Origin of the sequence: Streptomyces sp. 130, from assembly GCF_007096885.1 — a bacterium.
Lineage (GTDB): Bacteria > Actinomycetota > Actinomycetes > Streptomycetales > Streptomycetaceae > Streptomyces.
The window spans coordinates 20,690-40,595 of sequence record NZ_VJNO01000041.1 but is presented as its reverse complement, the minus strand read 5'-3'; the positions used below and the strand labels follow the sequence as shown (position 1 = coordinate 40,595).

Sequence of the window (19,906 nt, the reverse complement as noted above, 5' to 3'; positions counted from 1 at the left end):
GTTACGCCCCCGCCTCCTCGTCCCACAGCGCGGTGCTGTGCGCGGCGGTCAGCGCCGCGATCCGGGACAGCGCGTCGCCGGCCGGCATGGGGGCGAGCCGGCGGCCGTCGCGCAGGCGGAGTGCGACGAGCCCGTCGGCCGCCTCCGCCGCGCCGATCACCACCTGGTACGGCACCAGCCTGGCTTCCCGGACACGGGCGCCCAGGCTGCCGCGCTCACGGCCGCGGACCCCCGCGCGCAGCCCCAGCTCCGCGCACCGCCCGGCCAGCGCCTCCGCGTCCGGGAGTTCGGCGTCGGAGACCGGCAGGACGGCCAGCTGTTCCGGGGCGAGCCAGGCCGGGAAGGCGCCGCCGTGCTGCTCGATGAGGTGGGCCACGGCCCGTTCGACGCTGCCGATGATGGAGCGGTGCACCATGACGGGGCGGTGCTTGGCCCCGTCGGCCCCGGTGTAGTGGAGGTCGAAGCGCTCCGGCTGGTGGAAGTCGACCTGCACGGTGGACAGGGTGAACTCGCGGCCCGCAGCGTCCTCGACCTGGACGTCGATCTTCGGCCCGTAGAACGCGGCCTCGCCCTCCGCCGCCTCGTACGGCAGCCCCGACGCCTCCAGCACCTCGGTCAGCAGCGCGGTGGAGCGCCGCCACAGCCCGGGCGCGGCGACGTACTTGCCGCCCGGCCCCGGCAGCGACAGCCGGAAGCGGGCCGCGCGGACGCCCAGTGCCTCGTACGCCCGCAGGATCATGCCCAGCGCGCCGCGTGCCTCGTCGGCGACCTGCTCCACGGTGCAGAAGATGTGCGCGTCGTTCAGCTGGATGGAACGCACCCGGGTCAGCCCGCCGAGCACCCCGGACAGCTCCGAGCGGTACATCCCGCCCAGCTCCGCCATCCGCAGCGGCAGTTCGCGGTAGCTGTGCGCCCGGGAGCGGTAGATCACCGCGTGGTGCGGGCACAGGCTGGGCCGCAGCACCAGCTCCTGCCCCTCGCCCAGGTCCATCGGCGGGAACATGTCGTCGCTGTAGTGCGCCCAGTGCCCCGAGCGCTCGTACAGCTCCCGTTTGCCGAGCACCGGCGAGTACACATGGCGGTAGCCCGCCCGCCGCTCGGCGCCCCGGATGTACTCCTCCAGGGTGTGCCGCAGCTCCGCGCCGTCCGGCAGCCAGTAGGGGAGCCCCGCGCCGATCAGCGGGTCGGTGTCGAACAGCTCCAGCTCGCGGCCGAGTCTGCGGTGGTCGTGCATGGGGGTCTCCTCGCGTGGGAAGGGCGAGCGACCCCACGGACAAGCCCCGGGGCTCTCGCCCCGGGGCTTGTCGGCTGGTCAGCGGTCAGCGCGCCGGGACACTCTCCGGCGTCGTCGTGTTCATGGCGGCACGCTGCACGGCTCCGACGCTAACAACGCCCCGCACCCGCCCGCATCCGGTTTTCCCGCCCGTACGCGGGGGAAGGCCGCCGCTCACCCCTTCTTCACCGAGTCCAGGTGCGCGAAGACCACGACGTTGTCCTCGTAGTCCTTGGCCTTCCGGTCGTACGCGCCGCCGCAGGTGATGAGCCGCACCTGCGCGTCCGGGGTGTCGGCGTACACCTTGTCGTCGGGGAAGTCCGCCTTGCTGAACGTCTCCACGGTGTCCACGGCGAAGGTGGCCACCGAACCGTCGGCGCGGGTGATGTCGACGGTCGCCCCGGGTTTCAGGAAACGCAGCTGGAGGAAGACGGCCGGACCGGTCGTGGTGTCCACGTGGCCCGCCACGATCGACGTCCCCAGCTCGCCGGGCGTCGCACCGTCCTTGAACCAGCCGACCAGGTTCTTGTCGTTCGGCGGAGGCGCGTCGAGCCGCCCCGAAGGGCCGATGGAGAGCGGGGTGAACGGCGCGTCCACCGCGATCGCCGGAATCCGCAGCCGCGTCGGCACCGAGCGCGGCAGCGAGAGCTGCTCGCTCGGGGCCGCCTTCGCGGAGGCCCCGGCCGACGGGGACGCGGCGGCCGGGGGCGGGGCGGGCGCCTTGTCGTCGGCCGGCGAACCGATGGAGTGGTAGATCAGGGTCATGCCGAGACCGGCCGTCGCGAGGGGCCAGAACAGGGCCCGGCCGAGCGAGCCGGTGCGGGACGCGGCCCCGGGAGAGGGGGTCTCGGTGGTCTGCGGGGCGGCCATGGAGCACGTGCCTTTCGTCCGTACGGGGGCGGTACGAGGGGGAGGACCGGGGAAAACGCGGGCGCCGCGGTCGCCGGCCCCCGGAGGGACGGCGACCGCGACGACAGAGGACCCGCGGGCCGGTCAGGCCATCGCACCGCCGGACGCCTGACGGCGGCGGAGCCGGTAAGCGGCGACGCCGGCGCCACCGAGCAGCAGCAGCGAACCGGCCGCCAGACCGCTGCCGGTCATCGCCATCGCACCGCCACCCGTGTGCATGCCGCCGTGCGGCTTCTCCTCGTCCTCGTACTTGCCGCCCTCGTCGCCCGGCTGCCACTCCTTGGCGACGGTCTGCGCGAGCGCGCCGCCGCCGGTGTGGACGCCGCCGTGCGGCTTCTCCTCGTCGTCCTTGCTGTACTTGCCGCCCTCGTCACCGGGCTGCCACTCCTTGGCGACGGTCTGCGCGAGTGCGCCGCCGCCGGTGTGGACGCCGCCGTGCGGCTTCTCCTCGTCCTTGTACTTGCCGCCCTCGTCGCCCGGCTGCCACTCCTTCGTGACGGTCTTCGACAGCGCGCCGCCGCCGGTGTGCATGCCGCCGTGCGGCTTGTCCTTCTTCCATTCGCCGTCGGAGTTGTCGTGCTCGCGGTCGGAGGCGGACGAGCCGCCCTGGTGCTGGTCGGCGGCGACGGTCATCGCGTAGGCCGAGGGAGCGGTGATGGTGAGGACCGCCGTGACGGCGGCCGAAGCGAACAGCGTGCGGGCAGAGCGCATCTGTACACATTTCCTTTCGTCGCCCCTGCGAGGAGTGACGGCGTGTCGGCTCCTGGTGACGCAGCGGCTACGTGATCCACCGTCAGTCCGAACCCGGGAGCGCGCCATCGGAGAGCGCCGCATTGGGGCTACGGCCTGGGCCCATCGAGTGGCGGAGAACGGATAATCACCCGATGGACGGCATGCCGCGCCGCACGAGGTTTGGGCGCCGCGCCCCGCCTCCCGCCCCGTCAGTTCAGGAGCGCCCGCGCCGCCCGCGCACTGTTGCGCACCGCCTCCGCCACGGCAGGTTCCACGCCCTCCACGACCCGCGCGTACTCCTCCATCTCGGCCGCACCGCGCAGGAACTCGCCCGCGCGCACCAGCAGCTGGGCGTGCTCGTAGCGCAGCCTCGCCGGGTGCGACGGCAGCAGCAGCGACAGCTCGGCGGCCCACAGCGCCACGGCCGTGTGCTCCGGGCGGGCCGCGGCCCAGGCCCGGATGTTGTTCAGGACCCGCAGCACGACCTCCAGCGGCCGCGCCGGCTCCAGCGACGACGGCTCCCACCGCTCCCCGGTCGCACTCGTCACCAGCAGCTCCGCGTCCTGGTCCGTCAGCGGCCGTCCCCCGGCGAACGGATCGGCGAGCACCCGCTCGCCCGGGTCGCCGAAGCCGACCACGAAATGACCCGGCAGAGCCACCCCGTAGACCGGGGCGCCCGCCCGGCGGGCGACCTCGATCCACACCACCGACAGCAGGATCGGCAGCCCGCGCCGCCGCCGCAGCACCTCGTGCAGCAGGGACGACTCCAGGCGCTGGTAATCCGCTGCCGAGCCCTCGAACCCGCACCGCTCACCGAGCAGTTCGGCCAGCGCCGACGCCCAGGCGTGGGCCCCGCGCAGCCCGTAGGGGAGCAGCCCGGCGAGCCGGTCCAGCTCGATCTGGGCCTCGTCGACGCCGTGCGCGTCCAGCGCCGGATCCGCCTCCGCCGCCACCAGCAGGCACAGCAGCGCCAGGTCGGGCCGCTCGGCCCTGGCCTCCTCCGCGAACCGCCGGCGCCGCTCCTCGCGGTCGTTCATCCCGGGAACCACCGGTCACACCGGCCGGAAGTGGTGGTAGCGGTGGTGCGTCGCGAAGCCCATCCCGTCGTACAGCGCGCGGGCGCCCCCGTTGTCCGCCTCCACCTGGAGCCAGGCGGCGGACGCGCCCTCGTCCATCGCCTGCCGGGCCAGCGCCGTCATCACCGCGGTCGCCAGGCCCCGGCGGCGGTGCTCGGGGGCCACCTCGACGGCCATGAAGCCGGCCCACCGTCCGTCCACCACGCACCGCCCGATCGCGGCGGGCGCCTCGCCGTCCCCGCCGGGCACGGTCGCGAACCACACCGAGGGGCCGCCGTGCAGCACCGCCGTCACCTCCGGTCCCGGCTGCCCGACGCGCTGGTAGCGGGCGAGCCACGCCGCACCGGCCGTACGGTCGAGCCGGACCCGGGACACCTCGGCGGGCAGATCGCCGACCGGGGCGAGCGCCGCGATCCGCACCTCCGCCGTCACCTCGCGCCGCCAGCCGTGCTCCTCCAGCGCCGCGCACAGCTCCTCCTGCGCGCCCTCGGCACCCGTCGCGGTCTGCACGTACGCGGGCAGCCCCCGCTCCGCGTACCACTCACGGACGCGTCCGAGCGCGACGCCGAGCGGAACGCCCGGGTCGCCGAGCGGCAGCACGGAGTTGGCGCGGCGGGTGAAGCCCGCGGAGGCGCGCAGCAGCCAGTCGCCCAGCGGTTCGCTCTCCACGGGCTGCCAGGCGCGCGCGGTCACCCGGGCGAGTTCGGCGAAGGAGGCGGCGGGGCCGCGCCGCCGGGCCGGGGCGGACGGCACGACCTTGCCCGCCACGAGGCGGGACTCCGCGATGCGCACCGACTGGCCGCTCCTGGGTGTGACGCACAGCACACCGTCGTTCCATGATGTGAGAACGCCGACCGTGTCGGTGAATTTCGTCCCGTCCGGGCCGTCTCCGGTCAAACGCCGGACTGATACCCGTTTGCCCACGTCAGCCGGTGCAATTCGGACCTCCAGCCGTCCGCCGATGGTGAATTCCACAGCTCTGTCCGCCCCTCCTGTTCGGATCGTGCCCGCGAACGGAGATACTAGGTGCGGGCATCGACGACGCCGCGCTCCCGCGCGAGAGCCAACGCCCTACCGAGGAGGAACGACAGCGTGACCTACGTCATCGCGCAGCCTTGTGTCGACGTCAAGGACAAGGCCTGCATCGAAGAGTGCCCCGTCGACTGCATCTACGAGGGCCAGCGGTCCTTGTACATCCACCCGGACGAGTGCGTCGACTGTGGAGCCTGCGAGCCGGTCTGCCCGGTGGAAGCGATCTTCTACGAGGACGACACCCCGGACGAGTGGAAGGACTACTACAAGGCGAACGTCGAGTTCTTCGACGACCTCGGTTCGCCGGGTGGTGCCTCCAAGCTCGGCCTGATCGAGCGCGACCACGCGTTCATCGCCGCGCTGCCGCCGCAGAACCAGTAACCGCGCCCCGGCACGTGCGCCTCCCCGGTCCCGTACGGCTCGCCGCCGTGCGGGGCCGCGGTGTTTCCCGCGCCCGCCGGGCCGCCCGCGTGAACTCCGTACGAGAAAGCAGAGAGCCGTGTCCGCAGTCTCCTCCCGCCTCCCGGTCTTCCCCTGGGACAAGCTGGCGCCCTACAAGTCGACGGCCGAGGCCCACCCGGACGGGATCGTGGACCTGTCCGTCGGCACCCCCGTCGACCCGGTGCCCGAGCTGATCCGGGAGGCGCTCGTCGCGGCGGCGGACAGCCCCGGCTATCCGACGGTGTGGGGGACCGCCGCGCTGCGCGACGCGCTCACCGGCTGGGTGGAGCGGCGGCTCGGCGCGGTCTCGGTCGCCCACGAGAACGTGCTGCCCGTCGTCGGTTCCAAGGAGCTGGTGGCCTGGCTGCCGACCCAGCTGGGCCTGGGCCCGGGCGACAAGGTCGCCTACCCGCGCCTCGCCTACCCGACGTACGAGGTCGGCGCCCGGCTCTGCGGCGCCGAGCCGGTGGTCTACGACGACCCGGCCGAGCTCGACCCGGCCGGCCTGAAGCTCCTCTGGCTCAACTCGCCGTCCAACCCGACCGGCCGTGTTCTCGCCAAGGACGAGCTGGTCCGCATCGTCGCCTGGGCCCGCGAGCACGGCGTGCTGGTCTTCAGCGACGAGTGCTACCTGGAGCTGGGCTGGGAAGCGGAGCCGGTCTCCGTGCTGCACCCCGACGTTTGCGGCGGTACGTACGAGGGCATCGTCGCCGTCCACTCGCTGTCGAAGAGGTCCAACCTCGCGGGCTACCGCGCCGCGTTCATCGCGGGCGACGCGGCCGTGCTCGGCGAGCTGCTGCAGATCCGCAAGCACGGCGGCATGATGACGCCCGCGCCCGTCCAGGCCGCGACCGTCGCCGCGCTCGGCGACGACACGCACGTGGCCGAGCAGCGCGCCCGGTACGCGGACCGGCGCACCGCCCTGCGCACCGCCCTGGAGGCCCACGGCTTCCGCATCGAGCACAGCGAGGCGAGCCTGTACCTCTGGGCCACCCGCGACGAGCCCTGCTGGGACACCGTGGCGTACCTGGCGGAGCTGGGCATCCTCGTCGCGCCGGGCGACTTCTACGGACCGGCCGGCGACCGCTTCGTCCGCGTGGCGTTCACGGCCACCGACGAGCGCGTGGCGGCGGCGGTCAAGCGCCTCGGCTGAACCACCGGCGTACATGAGGGCCCCCGGGAACACGCGTCCCCGGGGGCCCTCACCCATGGGCGGGCGTCAGCCGATCGGCAGGCTCCGGGTGAGCGCGTCGGTGGGCAGGCCGCCCTTGGCCGCCTTGGAGACGGTGCCGGTGGCCCCGCCCTTCGCGGCGCCGGAGACCTTCTTCGCGGCGGGGGCGGCCTTGCCGCCGACATCGGTGAGCGTCTTGCCCGCCACCGGCAGCGCGGTGCCGACGAGCTTGCCGCCGGTCTCGCTCGCGGCACCCGACACCGGCTTGGCGGCGCCCGAGACGGTCTTGCCGAGACCGGAACCCTCGACGCTGGTGAGACCGCCGAGGTCCGGGGCCTGCGTGAGCTCCGCGGCACCCGCGGCACCGGCCGCACCGACCACGGGGGCCGCACCCGCCGCGATCAGCAGCGCGGTACGGGCGATCCGGCGGGTCAGGGGGAGGGACATGATGCTCCTTCGACGGGAGGGGAATTCGGGCTGTCCGTGAGCCGGACGACCTGACAACCGTCGTGGGGGCGGGTGAGGTTGCGGTGCGGTGACGTAAAGACTGAGCAATGCGTCGGATAATCCTCAGCGGAGGAACCCGGGCAAAGGGTGCGCTCCGCCGCCCCCCGGCGAACCGTCACTCCCCTTGCGCCGCAAGGCTCGAAGCGGGCGCGCGACCGGCCCCCGACCGGCCTTCGGGGGGCGCCGGGGGGCGCACGACGGTACGCCCGTACGGGCGATGGCCCGCACCCGTGCGCGGGTGCCCGTGAGCGCTCTCAGCTCACCAGGCGGAGCCGTACCTCGTCGGTGTCCGACGCCTCGCGCTTCGACGCCTCGCGTTCCGTGCGCCAGCCGGAGCCGGCCGCCCAGACCCGGCCCCCGTACGCGACCTCGTCGATGCCCAGCGCCTCGGACTGGGCCACCGCCCAGTGCGCCAGCTCCCAGCCGCGCCGCGGGACGCCGTCCCGGTCGGCGCGGCGGTCCGCCCGCACCGGGACCGTGAGCGTGCCCGGGGCCGAGGGGCCCGACGTGCCGGTGCCGGCCGGCAGGACGCCCTTGCCGAAGGCGCTCACCAGGGCCGCCCGCACCTTCGCCGCGTCGCCCGTCCCGGCGGTGGTCCGCGGCGGCTCGCAGTCCAGCGCGGCCGGGGTGCGGCCGGTCAGCGCGGCGGCCAGCAGTGTCGCGTCCGGCTCGTGCTTCGCGTAGGCCTGCGGGAAACCGCTGCGCTGGACGCGCTGCGCCGCCTCGGTCAGCGGCAGCCGCGAATAGCCCGGCACCTTCGCCAGGTGCTGGTAGAACTTCCCGGCCGAGTAGACCGGGTCCATGATCTGGCGCGCGGTGCCCCAGCCCTGCGAGGGCCGCTGCTGGAACAGCCCGAGCGAGTCCCGGTCGCCGTGGTCGAGGTTGTGCAGCGCGGACTCCTGCAACGCCGTGGCCAGCGCGATGGTCACCGCGCGCTCCGGCATCCCGCGCCGGGTGCCGACGGCGGAGATCGTCGCGGCGTTCGCGGCCTGCTCGGGCGTCAGCCGGTACGAACCGTCCGCCGACCGCACCGTGCACTGGTCCGACCCGCGCCCGCCCGAAACGTACTGAACCATCAGATAACCGGCCACCGCCGCGAGCACACCGACGGCCGCCACGACCCGCAGCCGGCGGCTGCGGCCGGGACGCCGGGGAGCAGCGGAATCGGTCCTGGTCACAAGGCAACCGTACGCGAGGGATTAGGCTCCCATCCATGGCCGAAAGCACGCTTGACCTCACCCTTGACGGGCCCGCCCTCACCGCCGCGCTGGTGGACTTCCCCTCGGTCAGCGGGGAGGAGAAGGACCTCGCCGACGCCATCGAGACGGCGCTGCGCGCGCTGCCGCACCTGACCGTCGAGCGGTACGGGAACAACGTCGTGGCCAGGACGGATCTCGGCCGTGCCGAACGCGTCATCCTGGCCGGGCACATCGACACCGTGCCGATCGCGGACAACGTGCCCTCCCGGCTCGACGCGGACGGCCTCCTCTGGGGCTGCGGCACCTCCGACATGAAGTCCGGCGTCGCCGTCCAGCTGCGCATCGCCGCCACCGTGCCCGAGCCCAACCGCGACCTCACCTTCGTCTTCTACGACCAGGAGGAGGTCGCCGCCCACCTCAACGGCCTCGGCCGCATCGCCGAGGCCCGCCCGGACTGGCTGAAGGGCGACTTCGCCATCCTGCTGGAGGGCTCGAACGGCGAGGTCGAGGGCGGCTGCCAGGGCACCCTGCGGGTCTTCCTCCACCTGGAGGGCGAGCGGGCCCACTCCGCGCGCAGCTGGATGGGGTCCAACGCCATCCACGCCGCCGCCCCGGTCCTCGCCCGCCTCGCCGCGTACGAGCCCCGGCGGCCGGTGATCGACGGCCTCGAATACCACGAGGGCCTCAACGCGGTGCGCATCGAGGGCGGCGTCGCCAACAACGTCATCCCCGACGCCTGCACGGTCGTCGTCAACTACCGCTACGCCCCCGACCTCGGCCAGGAAGAGGCCCTGGCCCACGTCCGCGAGGTCTTCGCGGACTGCGGTGTCGCGGAGTTCACGGTCGACGACCACTCCGGCGCGGCGATGCCCGGCCTCTCGCACCCGGCGGCCAAGGCGTTCATGGACGCGGTCGGCGGCGTCGCCCGGCCGAAGTTCGGCTGGACGGACGTGGCCCGCTTCGGCCCTCTCGGCGTCCCCGCGGTCAACTACGGCCCCGGCGACCCGGTCCTCGCCCACAAGCGCGACGAGCACGTCAGGACCGAGCGCATCACCCACTGCGAGGAGCGCCTGCGCTCCTGGCTCACCGCCTGACCCACGACCTGACCTCCCGGATTCCCCTGTCCGTAACCCGTGGCGATCTACGCTGGCGGGGGACGGGGGCGTCGCAGGGCGCCCCCGACGTCGGCGGAGGGAGCAGGTCATGGGCAACCGCGAGGACGCGCGCATTCCCGAGGGGGCGGAAATCCCGGAGGGCGCGGTGCGGCCCGAGGAGCAGCGCCTCGGGCCCGTACTGCGCCGCAGGGACCAGGTGCAGCCCGGCACGACCGATCAGCGGCTGCTGGACTCCGAGGACGACTCCGAGTGGGTGCACACCGACCCGTGGCGGGTGATGCGCATCCAGTCGGAGTTCGTCGAGGGCTTCGGCGCGCTCGCCGAACTGCCGAGCGCCATCAGCGTCTTCGGCTCGGCCCGCACGCCCGCCGGTGCGCCGGAGTACGAGGCGGGCGTACGGATCGGCCGGGCGCTGGTCGACGCGGGCTTCGCGGTCATCACCGGGGGCGGCCCGGGCGCCATGGAGGCGGCGAACCGGGGCGCGCGCGAGGCGAGCGGCATCTCGGTCGGGCTCGGCATCGAGCTGCCCTTCGAGTCCGGACTGAACCCGCACGTCGACATCGGCGTCAACTTCCGCTATTTCTTCGTCCGCAAGACGATGTTCGTCAAGTACGCCCAGGGCTTCGTCGTCCTGCCCGGCGGCCTGGGCACCCTGGACGAACTCTTCGAGGCCCTGACCCTGGTCCAGACGGGCAAGGTCACCCGCTTCCCCATCGTCCTCTTCGGCTCGGCCTACTGGGGCGGCCTGGTGGACTGGCTCCGGGACACGGTGGTGGCGCAGGGCAAGGCCTCGGAGACGGACCTCCTGCTGTTCCACGTCACCGACGACGTGGACGAGGCGGTGGCGTTGGTGACGAAGGAAGTGGGGCGCTGACCCGCGGGGGAGCTGGCCCGCGGGGGTGTTGCCCAACGGGGGCGCTGACCCACGGGGGTGTTGCCCCACGGGGGGCGCTGACCCACGGGCGCGCTGCCCCCGTACCCCCGCGCCCCGGTCGCCGGAGGGGCCGGCCGGAGGGGCCGGTTCCCTACGCCAGCCCCCGCCGCGCGACCGCCGGCCGCCGCCACCCGGCGATGGACGCCACCATGTCGAGGACATCCCGCGTCTCGGCCACCTCGTGCACCCGGTACACCCGCGCCCCCAGCCACGCCGACACCGCCGTCGTCGCCAGTGTCCCCAGCAACCGCTCCTTCACCGGCCGGTCCAGCGTCTCGCCCACGAAGTCCTTGTTGGAGAGCGAGACCAGCACCGGCCACCCCGTCTCCGCCATCTCGCCGAGCCGGCGCGTCGCCTCCAGCGAGTGCCGGGTGTTCTTCCCGAAGTCGTGACCGGGGTCGATCATGATCCCGTCGCGCCGGACCCCCAGGGACACCGCCCGCTCGGCCAGCCCCCCGGTCACCCGCAGGATGTCGGCCATGACGTCCTCGTACCCCACCCGGTGCGGCCGGGTCCGGGGCTCCGCCCCGCCCGCGTGGGTGCAGACCAGCCCCGCCCCGTAGCGCGCGGCGACCTCCGCGAGCTTCGGGTCCACCCCGCCCCACGCGTCGTTCAGGAGATCCGCCCCCGCCTCGCAGACCGCCTGGCCGACCTCGTGGCGCCAGGTGTCGACGCTGATGACCACGTCCGGGTGGCGCCGGCGCACCTCCGCGACGAACCCGACCGTGCGGCGGGCCTCCTCCTCGGCGGTGACCTCCTCGCCGGGGCCGGCCTTGACGCCGCCGATGTCGATGATCGCCGCGCCGTCGGCCACGGCCCGCTCGACCCGCGCGAGTGCCGGCTCGTCCTGGAAGGTGGCGCCCCGGTCGTAGAAGGAGTCCGGGGTGCGGTTCACGATCGCCATGATCACCTGCTCGTGCGGCCCGAATTCACGCCGCCCCAGCCGGAGCACACCGCTTGCCATCCGTGTCCCTTCCTGTGAATCCGCCAGGCAGGCACCTGCCGGACCGACAGCCGGCCCGGGGCGCCCCGTCGGTCAGGGCCGGGCCCGCGACGCCCGGCACTTCCCCGAGCCCGCAACCGCGTGCGAGCAGGGGAGATCCCAGCCCCCGCCGCGTTGCCGGAACACCCTAATCGCTCCGCGACGAGGGCCTTCCCCGCCTTGCCGCGCACCGCACCGGACGCCGCGGTCTTTCCGGCCCTGACCGACGGGACGCCCCCGGCCGTCAGTGCCGCATGGCACGATCGGACCCGGACGAATTCCGCTCCCGGGGAGATACGCGTGTTCTTGTTCTTGCTGCTGGCGATGGTGGTGGTGGTTGCCGCGGTCACCCTCGCGGTGGTCGGTGGAGGCAGGAGCGCCGTCCTGCAGGACGTGGCGCCCGAGCAGCTGACGGACCCGCTGCCCGCGTCGCGCCCGGTCGGCCGGGCGGACGTCGAGGCGCTGCGGCTCCCCGTGGGCCTCCGGGGCTACCGGATGGCGGATGTGGACGACGCCCTCGGCCGGCTCGACGCCGAGCTCGCCGAGCGGGACGCGCGGATCGCCGAGCTGGAGTCGGCGCTCGCCGGCGCGCAGGCGACCAGGACGGGCGGCCCCGACCTGCTCAAGGAGGGGGACGGCGCGCCGCCCCGTCCCTGGCAGGCGCCCGAGACCGCCGCCCCGGCGGACGAACGGCCGGCCCGCGACGACGAGGAGACCGGCCGATGACCGGCGGAGCCGTGGCGGCGGCGGACGGCGGACTGCGCTGCCCCTGGGGCCTGTCCACCGAGGACTACCTCTGGTACCACGACACGGAGTGGGGCCGTCCGGTCCACGGGGACGACGCGCTGTTCGAGCGGCTGTCCCTGGAGGCGTTCCAGTCGGGCCTCTCCTGGCTGACGATCCTGCGTCGCCGTGAGGGCTTCCGCAGCGCGTTCGCCGCGTTCAGCATTCCGGCGGTCGCGGAGTTCACGGACGCGGACCGCGAGCGGCTGCTGGCCGACGAGGGGATCATCCGCAACCGCGCGAAGGTCGACGCGACCATGGCCAACGCCCGGGTGCTGGCCGGCTGGGGCGCCGGCGAGCTGGACGAGCTGATCTGGTCGTACGCCCCCGATCCGCTGAGCCGCCCGGCCCCGAAGACCCTCGGGGACGTGCCTGCGGTCACCCCCGAGTCCACGGCCCTGGCCAAGGAGCTGAAGAAGCGGGGGCTGCGGTTCATCGGACCGACCACGGCCTACGCCCTGATGCAGGCGTGCGGCCTGGTGGACGACCACCTCGCCGACTGCGTCTCCCGCCCCACCCCGCCGTAGCCCCCGGGGCCTGCCGCCCTACCGCCCCAGATACTCCGGCTTCTCCTTCGCGAGGAAGGCCCGCACCGCGATCCCGTGGTCCTCGGACACCCCCGCCTTCGTCTGGAGTTCGTCCTCCTTCTCCAGGGCCTCGGCCAGGGTGTGACCGGCGCCGAAGGCGAGCGACTCCTTGATCGCCGCGTAGGCGACGGTCGGCCCGTCCGCCAGGGCGCGGGCCACGGCCGCCGCCTCGGCGGCCAATTCGGCGGCGGGCACCAGCTTGTTGACGATGCCCAGCTCGTGGGCTTCCCGCGCGGAGATCGAGCGCGGGAAGAGCAGCAGGTCGGCGGCGCGGCTCTGGCCGATGAGCCGGGGCAGCGTCCAGGAGACGCCCGAGTCGGCGGTGAGGGCGACCCCGGCGAACGAGGTGTTGAAGGAGGCGGTGTCGGCCGCCACCCGGTAGTCGCAGGCGAGCGCGAAGCCGAAGCCCGCGCCGGCCGCGGCGCCGTTGATCCCGGCCACGACCGGCTTCGGCATCTCCGTGAGCGCCCGCACGATGGGGTTGTAGTGCTCCCGCACGGTGCTGAGCGCGTTGCCCTCGCCCGCCGCCTCGGTCTCCGCCAGCTTCGACAGGTGCTCCTTGAGGTCCTGCCCGACACAGAAGGCGCGCTCGCCGGCCGCGGTGAGCAGCACCGCCCGTACACCGGTGTCGGCGGCGGCGGACCGCAGGGCGTCGCGCAGGGCGGCCTTCGCGGCGGTGTTCATGGCGTTCATCGCGTCGGGGCGGTTGATCGTGATGGTCGCGAGCCCGTCGCTGACGCCGTACCGCACCACGTCGTTGTGATCGGCCATGAGAGGGGTCCCCTTTGTGTGTCGTGCACCTGCGTGTCCAGGCAAGCATGGCCGACTTCGCCGGAGGCGGACATGTGACCTGCGTCAAACATTTCCACGCCGAGGAGAGGCCCAGGGGGCCGGAGTATCCCAGTGAGGTCCCCGAATTGGGTGGTTTTGAGCGAGCGCGTTGCCCAAGAGATGCAGAGCGATGTTGGTCATCGGGGTCAGTGATGCGGGATAATGGCGTGGAAGCACTGTGTTCGATGCCGGTGAGGCAGCGCCTGTCATGGGGCCGCCGGTTGCGATGAGCTGGTTTCAGGAAGGGGAACGAGCATGGCGGCCATGAAGCCGCGGACGGGCGACGGCCCGCTCGAGGTGACAAAGGAGGGGCGGGGCATCGTCATGCGAGTTCCGCTCGAAGGCGGCGGTCGGCTTGTCGTGGAGCTGACGCCGGACGAGGCGGATGCCCTCGGTGACGCCCTCAAGCAGGTCGTCGGCTGAGCAGACGCTCATAACTTCACCGCTGCCCCGGCATGGTTCCCGTGCCGGGGCAGCGGTGCGTCCGGAGCCGGGGCGCGTACGCCACTCAGCCGCGCCGGACAGCGCAGAGCAGGCCGTCGCCCACCGGCAGCAGCGTCGCCATCAGCTCCTGGCTCTCGCGGACCGCGCGCAGCAGCTCCCGTACGCGCAGCACCTCCGCGGGCTGGGCCGCCGAGTCGACCGTACGGCCGTCCGCGAAGACGCCCTCGAAGCAGACGAGACCGCCGGGTCGCAGCAGGCGCAACGATTCAGCGAGACAGTCCAGGCTCTCCATCCGGTCGCCGTCGCAGAACACGAGGTCGTAGCCGCCGTCCGCGAGGCGGGGGAGGACATCGAGGGCGCGCCCGGGGATGAAGCGGGACCGGTTGGCCGCGAAGCCGGCCGCGCGGAACGCCTCCCGGGCGAACTGCTGGCGCTCGGGCTCCGGGTCGACCGTGGTCAGCACCCCGTCGGGCCGCATCCCGTGCAGCAGATAGATACCGGACACGCCGGTGCCCGTACCGATTTCCGCCACGGCCTTGGCGTCCGTGGTGGCAGCGAGCAGGCGCAGGGCGGCCCCGGTGCCTGGCGAGACCGAGCGGAGCCCTGCCTCGCGGGCCCGGTCCCGGGCCCAGCGCAGTGCTTCGTCCTCGGCGACAAAGGCGTCGGCGAACGCCCAGCTCGTCTGCCGGTTGGCGGTAATGACCCTCTCCTGTCCCCTTAGTTGGCGCAACGGTGACTGTATCCGCTGGACCCGGGAACCCGCAGATGGGACCGGGCGTTGTCCAAAGGTGGGGAGAAGCCCGGGAACGAGGCCCGCCGGACGGGTCCGTGGCACGGGTGAGCTTCCGGGGACATCCCCGGCCCCAGCTGGAAAAAGGCTTATCCGGAGCTAACGGGCGAGGTGGTTATGGTAGGGGCTCCACTGGACACCACCAGAGCCGATAGGGGAGGTGCGGCTGCGCCTGTGGATCGGGGAGGAGTGCTGCGGCGCTTTCTCAGGTCGGCGGGTGAGCCGAAATCCGTGACCGACATCGCTGACCGTTCTTCCAAAGACTCCGCACCGACCGCGACCTTCGCCTCCGATGCGGAATCCCAGGCGTGGACCCCGCCCACATGGGAAGAGATCGTCAGCACGCACAGCGGCCGCGTCTACCGCCTCGCCTACCGGCTGACGGGAAACCAGCACGACGCGGAGGACCTCACGCAGGAGGTCTTCGTCCGGGTCTTCCGTTCGCTGTCGACCTACACGCCCGGCACCTTCGAGGGCTGGCTGCACCGCATCACGACCAACCTCTTCCTGGACATGGTCCGCCGCAAGCAGCGCATCCGCTTCGACTCCCTGGGGGACGACGCGGCCGAGCGGCTGCCCAGCCGTGAGCCCTCGCCCCAGCAGGTCTTCAACGACACCCACTTCGACGCCGACGTCCAGCAGGCGCTGGACACCCTCGCGCCCGAATTCCGGGCCGCCGTCGTCCTCTGCGACATCGAGGGCCTTTCGTACGAGGAGATCGCGGCGACGCTCGGCGTGAAGCTGGGCACCGTGCGCAGCCGCATCCACCGCGGGCGCTCCCACCTGCGCAAGGCGCTGCGCCACCGCTCGCCCGAGGCGCGCGCCGAGCAGCGCTCGCTGGCGGGTGCCGGCGTCCTCCTGGCAGGGGAGGGCGGCACGGCGTGAGTGGTACGGATCCGACCCCCGCGGAACAACACCTGGGGGACCGCCTCGCCGCGCTCGTCGACGGCGAGCTGAAGCATGACGCCCGTGACCGGGTGCTCGCCCATCTCGCCACCTGCGCCAAGTGCGCGGCCGAGGCGGCGGCCCAGCGCCGACTGAAGAGCGTGTTCGCGCAGGCCGCCCAGCCCTCGCCCTCCGAAGGCTTCCTCGCCCGCCTCCAAGGACTTCCGGGCGGAACGCCCAGAGGGGACGACGACCGGCAGGGAAGACCCGAGGGCGCGTCCGGGCGGTTCGGTGACGGACTCTTCCCGGGGACGCGCCCACCGGGCGGCCGGGCGGACCTCACCACCGCCCCCGGCCCCCTGGACGGCTTCGGCTACCTCCCCGCCGCGCACGGCGGGGCCGCCGCGCTGCCCTCGGCCGGAGCGGGCTTCCGCATCCACGAGGTGGGGCGCGAGGGCGACCGCTCGCCGTGGCGGGGCCGCAGGTTCGCCTTCGCCGCCGCCAGCGCCGTCTCGCTGGCCGCCATCGCGCTCGGTGGCGCCCTCCCGACCACCACCGGCGAGACCCCGGCCCGCGCCTCCGGCTCGGGCAACAGCGTGGCCCCGGTCGGCGCCGACGCCCGGACCGGCGGCTCCTTCCTGTCGGGCCGGCGCAACGGCCCGGGCCAGGGCGCGCGCACCACGTCCGGCCAGGCGGACCGCCCGTCCGCCCTCGCGGTCAACGCCGTATCGGCCGGGTTCGCCGTCCCGTCGCTGCTGGGCACCGGCCGCCTCTCCGGCAGTCCGTACGGGCTGGGCCTCGGCGCCCACAGCTCCGCGATACGCCCCGGCGGGGCCGGTTCGCCGCTGGGCCGCACCCTGGGCGGCGGGCTCGCTCCGGTCCCGCCCGCCCCCGCCCCGCAGCCCTCCCTGCCGCCCACCTCCGCCGCCGCGAAACCGGCTTCCGCCGACCACGGACTGCCCCTCTCACCCCGTCGCTGATCCCGCGCCCCGTACGGGCTGAGCGGCCCCGGCCCAAACCTGGTTGAATTCCGGCAGGATTTCGGGAGGGACGCCCCCGCGGGGGCGTGCGGAGGGCCGGTTGCGGCAGTTGCGGGGAGAACATGGACGACGGGAAGCCGACCGAGCCCAAGGCGAAGTGGTGGAGCCGGCCCACGCCGGGGCCGGCCACGGCCGGCGAGGCCACGGGACCCGCGCCTGCCCAGCCGGCCGGGCAGACCCAGGCGCCCGTGCCGGCTGAGCCGCCCACGGCGACCGCGCCCCCGGCAACACCCGGGGCGCCCGAGGCCCACGAGCCCGGCGGGACACCAAGTGCCCACGAAGCCCACGACACAGCCGTGACGCCCGGTGCCCACGAAGCCCACGGCACAGCCGTGACGCCCGGTGCCCACGAAGCCCCCGAGGCGCCCGCGGTGCCCGACGCACCGCACGACGCCCCCGCACCCCACGACGCCCCCGCACCCCGGCCCCTGCACGAGCCGGACCCGTACGGCACCCCGCCCTACGGTGGCCCCGGCCCATGGGCGCCCGCCCCTCCCGTACAGCGCCCGACGCCCGCGCACGGCACCCCCGTACCCCCGCCGTACGCGGGGACGAACGGCGCGGGGATGCCGGGCGGAGAGGATGCCGGGTTCCCGCTCCCGCAGCCGCCGGCCGCCCACCCCCCGGCTCCGCAGTGGCAGAGCTACGACCCCTGGGGCGCGCCCCGGCAGCCGCTCATCACCCAGCCGGGGCCCCCGCTCCCGGACGGCCGCCGGAGGAACCGGCGCGGCGCGACGCTGATCGGCGCGCTGCTCCTCGCCCTGGTCGCCGGCGGCATCGGCGGCGGCATAGGCGCGTACATAGAACGCAACGGCGGCCTCACCAGCGTCGAACTGCCCCAGGACGAGCGGGACGGCGGCGGCCGGGCCCCGGACAGCGTGGCCGGGATCGCGGCCAGCGCCCTGCCCAGCGTGGTCACCCTGCACGTCAGCGGCGCCACCGAGTCCGGCACCGGCACCGGCTTCGTCCTCGACGACCGGGGCCACATCCTCACCAACAACCACGTGGTCGCCCCGGCCGGTTCGTCCGGCGAGATCACCGTCACGTTCAGCGGGGGCGAGACCGCGACCGCCGAGGTCGTCGGCAAGGACAGCGGCTACGACCTGGCCGTGGTGAAGGTCAGCGGCGTCTCCGGGCTGAAGCCGCTGCCGCTGGGCAACTCCGACAACGTCCGGGTCGGCGACCCGGTCGTCGCCATCGGCGCCCCGTTCGACCTGTCCAACACCGTCACCTCCGGCATCATCAGCGCCAAGGACCGGCCGATCACCGCGGGCGGCGAGAAGGGCGACGGCAGCGACGTCAGCTACGTCAACGCCCTCCAGACCGACGCCCCGATCAACCCGGGCAACTCCGGCGGTCCGCTGGTGGACACCGACGCCCATGTCATCGGCATCAACAGCGCCATCCGCGCCGCCGACAGCGGCTCGGCCGGCGAGGGCGGCCAGGCCGGGTCCATCGGGCTCGGTTTCGCCATCCCGATCAACCAGGGCAAGCTCGTCGCCGAGCAGCTGATCAACACCGGCAGGGCGACCCACCCCGTGATCGGTGTCACGCTCGACATGAAGTACAACGGCGACGGGGCCAAGGTCGGCGGGAGCGTGCAGGGCTCCTCGCCCGTCACGGCGGGCGGCCCGGCCGACAAGGCCGGCATCGAGGCGGACGACGTCATCACCGAGGTGGACGGCAAGCGGGTGCACAGCGGTGAGGAGCTCATCGTCAAGATCCGCTCGCACCGGCCCGGCGACCGGCTGGAGCTGACCGTGTCCCGCGGTGGTAAAGACCTGTCCATAACTTTGACGCTGGGCTCGGCAACCGGCACGTGACCGCCACGGGAAGCTACCGTCCGGACAGATTCGGCGGGTACCGTGTTGGATGTCCGGACCTCATCCGAGCTGGTCGCGGAGAATACGAGGAGCCGCAAGGTGTTCAACGACATAGGTGCACTCGAGCTGCTGACGCTCGCGATTCTCGGCGTGCTCGTCTTCGGCCCGGACAAGCTCCCCAAGGTCGTCCAGGACGCCTCCCGCTTCATCCGCAAGATCCGTGAGTTCTCCGAGAGCGCCAAGGAGGACATCCGCACGGAGCTGGGCCCGGAGTTCAAGGACTTCGAGTTCGAGGACCTCAACCCCAAGACGTTCGTCCGCAAGCAGCTGATGGACGGCAACGACGACCTGGGGCTGAAGGAGATCCGCGAGAGCTTCGACCTGCGCAAGGAGATCACCGAGGTCACCGACGCGGTGAACGGGCGCTCCGCCGCGTCCGTCGAGGCGAAGTCCGGCGTGTCGGGCGGTGCATCGGTCACGGCCGCGAATGGCTCGAAGAGCGCTCCGGACCTGCTCAAGAAGAGCGAGCAGCCGCCGAAGGACACCCCGCCGCCGTTCGACGCGGACGCCACCTGAGGGCTGCCAATCCCGGGTCGTCCGGACGGTATGGCTATTCTCCATCTGTCCGGTTGTGAGGACGCCCGCGGGGGGCGGGCCGCTCCGGACCCTACGGATCGAGGAGGCGGCCGGGCTGATGGAGACGACGAGTCGGGTGGGCGCACAGGACGCGCCGGAGACGGTGGAGGCGGTCCCGGCGGCCCGGCTCGTGTTGGCCGACGGCTATCTGAAGGCCCCGTTCCCCTGGTACGCGCTGGACGAGGCGTTCACCGGTCCGCGCCGGCTGATGCCGCTGGGCACCGCCGCCGACGGCGAGGTGCAGCACGGCTCCATCGGGCACGGCGACGAGCCGCTGGTCCGGGGTGACTCGGGCGCCGAGAAGCAGCGCTTCGCGGTCGTGGTCACCGTCGCCAGCAGCCCCGTACGGCGCAGTGGTGACGGCACCGGGGTCCTGGAGGCGACGACGGTGTCCTCCGCGGCCTGGCTGGCCGGCTCCGGGCTGCTGTCCTGCACCTGGCCCCCGCAGCTCGACCACAGCCTGCGCGACGACTGGCTGGACCAGCAGACGGAGACGGCGTTCGAGCTCGCCGACGATCTGGAGGGCCCCGCCTGGTCGGCGCTGTCCCTGCCGGTCGACGGCGTCCCGGTCCCCTTCCACTACCGCGAGTCCGAATTCGGCTGGGTGCTGGCCGGTTCCGCGCCCGGCGGGGTGCACATCGGCGCCTACGGGCGCGGGATGAGCGCGTACGGGCTGGGCTTCTCGGTGGTCAAGGACATCGAGGCGTACGCGTAAC

The 19,906-nt window shown here is 73.6% G+C and carries 21 protein-coding genes and 1 pseudogene; 12 read left to right on the top strand and 10 right to left on the bottom strand.

The window, feature by feature from the left end; translation table 11 throughout:
• Position 1: 1 nt before the first annotated feature.
• The 5 genes and pseudogenes from thrS to FKN01_RS27140 form a co-directional block, all read right to left on the bottom strand.
• Positions 2 to 1,240: pseudogene (gene thrS, locus FKN01_RS27160) on the bottom strand (threonine--tRNA ligase); the annotation flags it as partial.
• Positions 1,241 to 1,447: 207 nt separating this feature from the next.
• On the bottom strand, positions 1,448 to 2,143 hold the full coding sequence (locus tag FKN01_RS27155; protein ID WP_143625105.1) for a class F sortase: 696 nt from the start codon (positions 2,141 to 2,143) through the stop codon (positions 1,448 to 1,450).
• Positions 2,144 to 2,266: 123 nt separating this feature from the next.
• Positions 2,267 to 2,893 carry a hypothetical protein gene (locus FKN01_RS27150; RefSeq protein WP_143625103.1) on the bottom strand — a complete coding sequence of 209 codons (627 nt, stop codon included), beginning with the start codon at positions 2,891 to 2,893 and terminating at the stop codon, positions 2,267 to 2,269.
• 230 nt (positions 2,894 to 3,123) lie between these two features.
• Entirely contained in the window at positions 3,124 to 3,951 is an 828-nt protein-coding gene (locus tag FKN01_RS27145) for a transglutaminase-like domain-containing protein (protein ID WP_143625101.1), read from the bottom strand.
• A 15-nt stretch (positions 3,952 to 3,966) separates the two neighbouring features.
• On the bottom strand, positions 3,967 to 4,965 hold the full coding sequence (locus tag FKN01_RS27140) for a GNAT family N-acetyltransferase (protein WP_143625099.1): 999 nt from the start codon (positions 4,963 to 4,965) through the stop codon (positions 3,967 to 3,969).
• 117 nt (positions 4,966 to 5,082) lie between these two features.
• Here FKN01_RS27140 and fdxA point away from each other — a divergent pair, with 117 nt between their 5' ends.
• Together fdxA and FKN01_RS27130 are read left to right on the top strand one after the other, a co-directional pair.
• The gene (gene fdxA, locus FKN01_RS27135; RefSeq protein WP_018105475.1) at positions 5,083 to 5,403 is read left to right on the top strand and encodes a ferredoxin; all 321 of its coding nucleotides are present in this window, start codon (positions 5,083 to 5,085) and stop codon (positions 5,401 to 5,403) included.
• 118 nt (positions 5,404 to 5,521) lie between these two features.
• A complete protein-coding gene (locus FKN01_RS27130) occupies positions 5,522 to 6,616 on the top strand; it encodes a bifunctional succinyldiaminopimelate transaminase/glutamate-prephenate aminotransferase (protein WP_143625097.1) in 1,095 nt (364 codons plus the stop codon).
• 66 nt (positions 6,617 to 6,682) lie between these two features.
• On the opposite strand, the gene FKN01_RS27125 is transcribed toward FKN01_RS27130, so the two are convergent.
• Together FKN01_RS27125 and FKN01_RS27120 are read right to left on the bottom strand one after the other, a co-directional pair.
• Complete coding sequence (locus FKN01_RS27125; protein ID WP_143625095.1) at positions 6,683 to 7,081, bottom strand: ATP-binding protein; 399 nt, start codon at positions 7,079 to 7,081, stop codon at positions 6,683 to 6,685.
• A gap of 314 nt (positions 7,082 to 7,395) precedes the next feature.
• On the bottom strand, positions 7,396 to 8,259 hold the full coding sequence (locus tag FKN01_RS27120) for a hypothetical protein (RefSeq protein ID WP_143625144.1): 864 nt from the start codon (positions 8,257 to 8,259) through the stop codon (positions 7,396 to 7,398).
• 95 nt (positions 8,260 to 8,354) lie between these two features.
• Between FKN01_RS27120 and dapE the strand changes: the two genes are divergently transcribed.
• Together dapE and FKN01_RS27110 are read left to right on the top strand one after the other, a co-directional pair.
• A complete protein-coding gene (dapE, locus tag FKN01_RS27115; RefSeq protein WP_143625093.1) occupies positions 8,355 to 9,434 on the top strand; it encodes a succinyl-diaminopimelate desuccinylase in 1,080 nt (359 codons plus the stop codon).
• Between the two features lie 109 nt (positions 9,435 to 9,543).
• The gene (locus FKN01_RS27110) at positions 9,544 to 10,329 is read left to right on the top strand and encodes a TIGR00730 family Rossman fold protein (protein WP_143625091.1); all 786 of its coding nucleotides are present in this window, start codon (positions 9,544 to 9,546) and stop codon (positions 10,327 to 10,329) included.
• Positions 10,330 to 10,480: 151 nt separating this feature from the next.
• On the opposite strand, the gene folP is transcribed toward FKN01_RS27110, so the two are convergent.
• Entirely contained in the window at positions 10,481 to 11,341 is an 861-nt protein-coding gene (gene folP / locus FKN01_RS27105; RefSeq protein ID WP_143625142.1) for a dihydropteroate synthase, read from the bottom strand.
• 330 nt (positions 11,342 to 11,671) lie between these two features.
• Here folP and FKN01_RS27100 point away from each other — a divergent pair, with 330 nt between their 5' ends.
• Positions 11,672 to 12,097, top strand: coding sequence for a hypothetical protein (locus tag FKN01_RS27100; RefSeq protein ID WP_143625089.1), 426 nt, complete (start codon positions 11,672 to 11,674; stop codon positions 12,095 to 12,097).
• On the top strand, positions 12,094 to 12,681 hold the full coding sequence (locus FKN01_RS27095) for a DNA-3-methyladenine glycosylase I (protein ID WP_143625087.1): 588 nt from the start codon (positions 12,094 to 12,096) through the stop codon (positions 12,679 to 12,681). Before FKN01_RS27100 ends, FKN01_RS27095 begins: the two co-directional genes overlap by 4 nt.
• 18 nt (positions 12,682 to 12,699) lie before the next feature.
• On the opposite strand, the gene FKN01_RS27090 is transcribed toward FKN01_RS27095, so the two are convergent.
• Positions 12,700 to 13,512, bottom strand: coding sequence for an enoyl-CoA hydratase/isomerase family protein (locus FKN01_RS27090; protein WP_143625085.1), 813 nt, complete (start codon positions 13,510 to 13,512; stop codon positions 12,700 to 12,702).
• Between the two features lie 315 nt (positions 13,513 to 13,827).
• Here FKN01_RS27090 and FKN01_RS27085 point away from each other — a divergent pair, with 315 nt between their 5' ends.
• Positions 13,828 to 13,995 carry a DUF3117 domain-containing protein gene (locus FKN01_RS27085; protein ID WP_018105485.1) on the top strand — a complete coding sequence of 56 codons (168 nt, stop codon included), beginning with the start codon at positions 13,828 to 13,830 and terminating at the stop codon, positions 13,993 to 13,995.
• An 85-nt stretch (positions 13,996 to 14,080) separates the two neighbouring features.
• Here the strand turns inward: FKN01_RS27085 and FKN01_RS27080 are convergent, their stop codons facing one another.
• On the bottom strand, positions 14,081 to 14,746 hold the full coding sequence (locus FKN01_RS27080) for an O-methyltransferase (protein WP_018105486.1): 666 nt from the start codon (positions 14,744 to 14,746) through the stop codon (positions 14,081 to 14,083).
• Between the two features lie 177 nt (positions 14,747 to 14,923).
• On the opposite strand from FKN01_RS27080, the gene sigE reads away from it, so the two are divergent.
• The 5 genes from sigE to FKN01_RS27055 all read left to right on the top strand — a co-directional run bounded on the left by sigE (position 14,924) and on the right by FKN01_RS27055 (position 19,905).
• A complete protein-coding gene (sigE, locus tag FKN01_RS27075; RefSeq protein WP_185993001.1) occupies positions 14,924 to 15,691 on the top strand; it encodes an RNA polymerase sigma factor SigE in 768 nt (255 codons plus the stop codon).
• The gene (locus tag FKN01_RS27070) at positions 15,688 to 16,671 is read left to right on the top strand and encodes a zf-HC2 domain-containing protein (protein WP_143625080.1); all 984 of its coding nucleotides are present in this window, start codon (positions 15,688 to 15,690) and stop codon (positions 16,669 to 16,671) included. The genes sigE and FKN01_RS27070 overlap by 4 nt, the downstream gene beginning before the upstream one ends.
• A gap of 122 nt (positions 16,672 to 16,793) precedes the next feature.
• Positions 16,794 to 18,554, top strand: coding sequence for a S1C family serine protease (locus tag FKN01_RS27065; protein WP_143625078.1), 1,761 nt, complete (start codon positions 16,794 to 16,796; stop codon positions 18,552 to 18,554).
• Positions 18,555 to 18,653: 99 nt separating this feature from the next.
• Positions 18,654 to 19,130, top strand: a complete 477-nt coding sequence (locus tag FKN01_RS27060) for a sec-independent translocase (RefSeq protein ID WP_143625076.1) — start codon at positions 18,654 to 18,656, stop codon at positions 19,128 to 19,130.
• Between the two features lie 118 nt (positions 19,131 to 19,248).
• A complete protein-coding gene (locus tag FKN01_RS27055) occupies positions 19,249 to 19,905 on the top strand; it encodes a hypothetical protein (RefSeq protein WP_143625074.1) in 657 nt (218 codons plus the stop codon).
• Position 19,906 lies beyond the last annotated feature (1 nt).

Bases quoted from the DNA above. Each gene is read 5' to 3' on its own strand.
- FKN01_RS27155 (WP_143625105.1), bottom strand. From the start codon at position 2,143: ATGGCCGCCCCGCAGACCACCGAGACCCCCTCTCCCGGGGCCGCGTCC.
- FKN01_RS27150 (WP_143625103.1), bottom strand. From the start codon at position 2,893: ATGCGCTCTGCCCGCACGCTGTTCGCTTCGGCCGCCGTCACGGCGGTC.
- FKN01_RS27145 (WP_143625101.1), bottom strand. From the start codon at position 3,951: ATGAACGACCGCGAGGAGCGGCGCCGGCGGTTCGCGGAGGAGGCCAGG.
- FKN01_RS27125 (WP_143625095.1), bottom strand. From the start codon at position 7,081: ATGTCCCTCCCCCTGACCCGCCGGATCGCCCGTACCGCGCTGCTGATC.
- dapE (WP_143625093.1), top strand. From the start codon at position 8,355: ATGGCCGAAAGCACGCTTGACCTCACCCTTGACGGGCCCGCCCTCACC.
- FKN01_RS27110 (WP_143625091.1), top strand. From the start codon at position 9,544: ATGGGCAACCGCGAGGACGCGCGCATTCCCGAGGGGGCGGAAATCCCG.
- FKN01_RS27095 (WP_143625087.1), top strand. From the start codon at position 12,094: ATGACCGGCGGAGCCGTGGCGGCGGCGGACGGCGGACTGCGCTGCCCC.
- FKN01_RS27090 (WP_143625085.1), bottom strand. From the start codon at position 13,512: ATGGCCGATCACAACGACGTGGTGCGGTACGGCGTCAGCGACGGGCTC.
- FKN01_RS27085 (WP_018105485.1), top strand. From the start codon at position 13,828: ATGGCGGCCATGAAGCCGCGGACGGGCGACGGCCCGCTCGAGGTGACA.
- sigE (WP_185993001.1), top strand. From the start codon at position 14,924: ATGGTAGGGGCTCCACTGGACACCACCAGAGCCGATAGGGGAGGTGCG.
- FKN01_RS27065 (WP_143625078.1), top strand. From the start codon at position 16,794: ATGGACGACGGGAAGCCGACCGAGCCCAAGGCGAAGTGGTGGAGCCGG.
- FKN01_RS27055 (WP_143625074.1), top strand. From the start codon at position 19,249: ATGGAGACGACGAGTCGGGTGGGCGCACAGGACGCGCCGGAGACGGTG.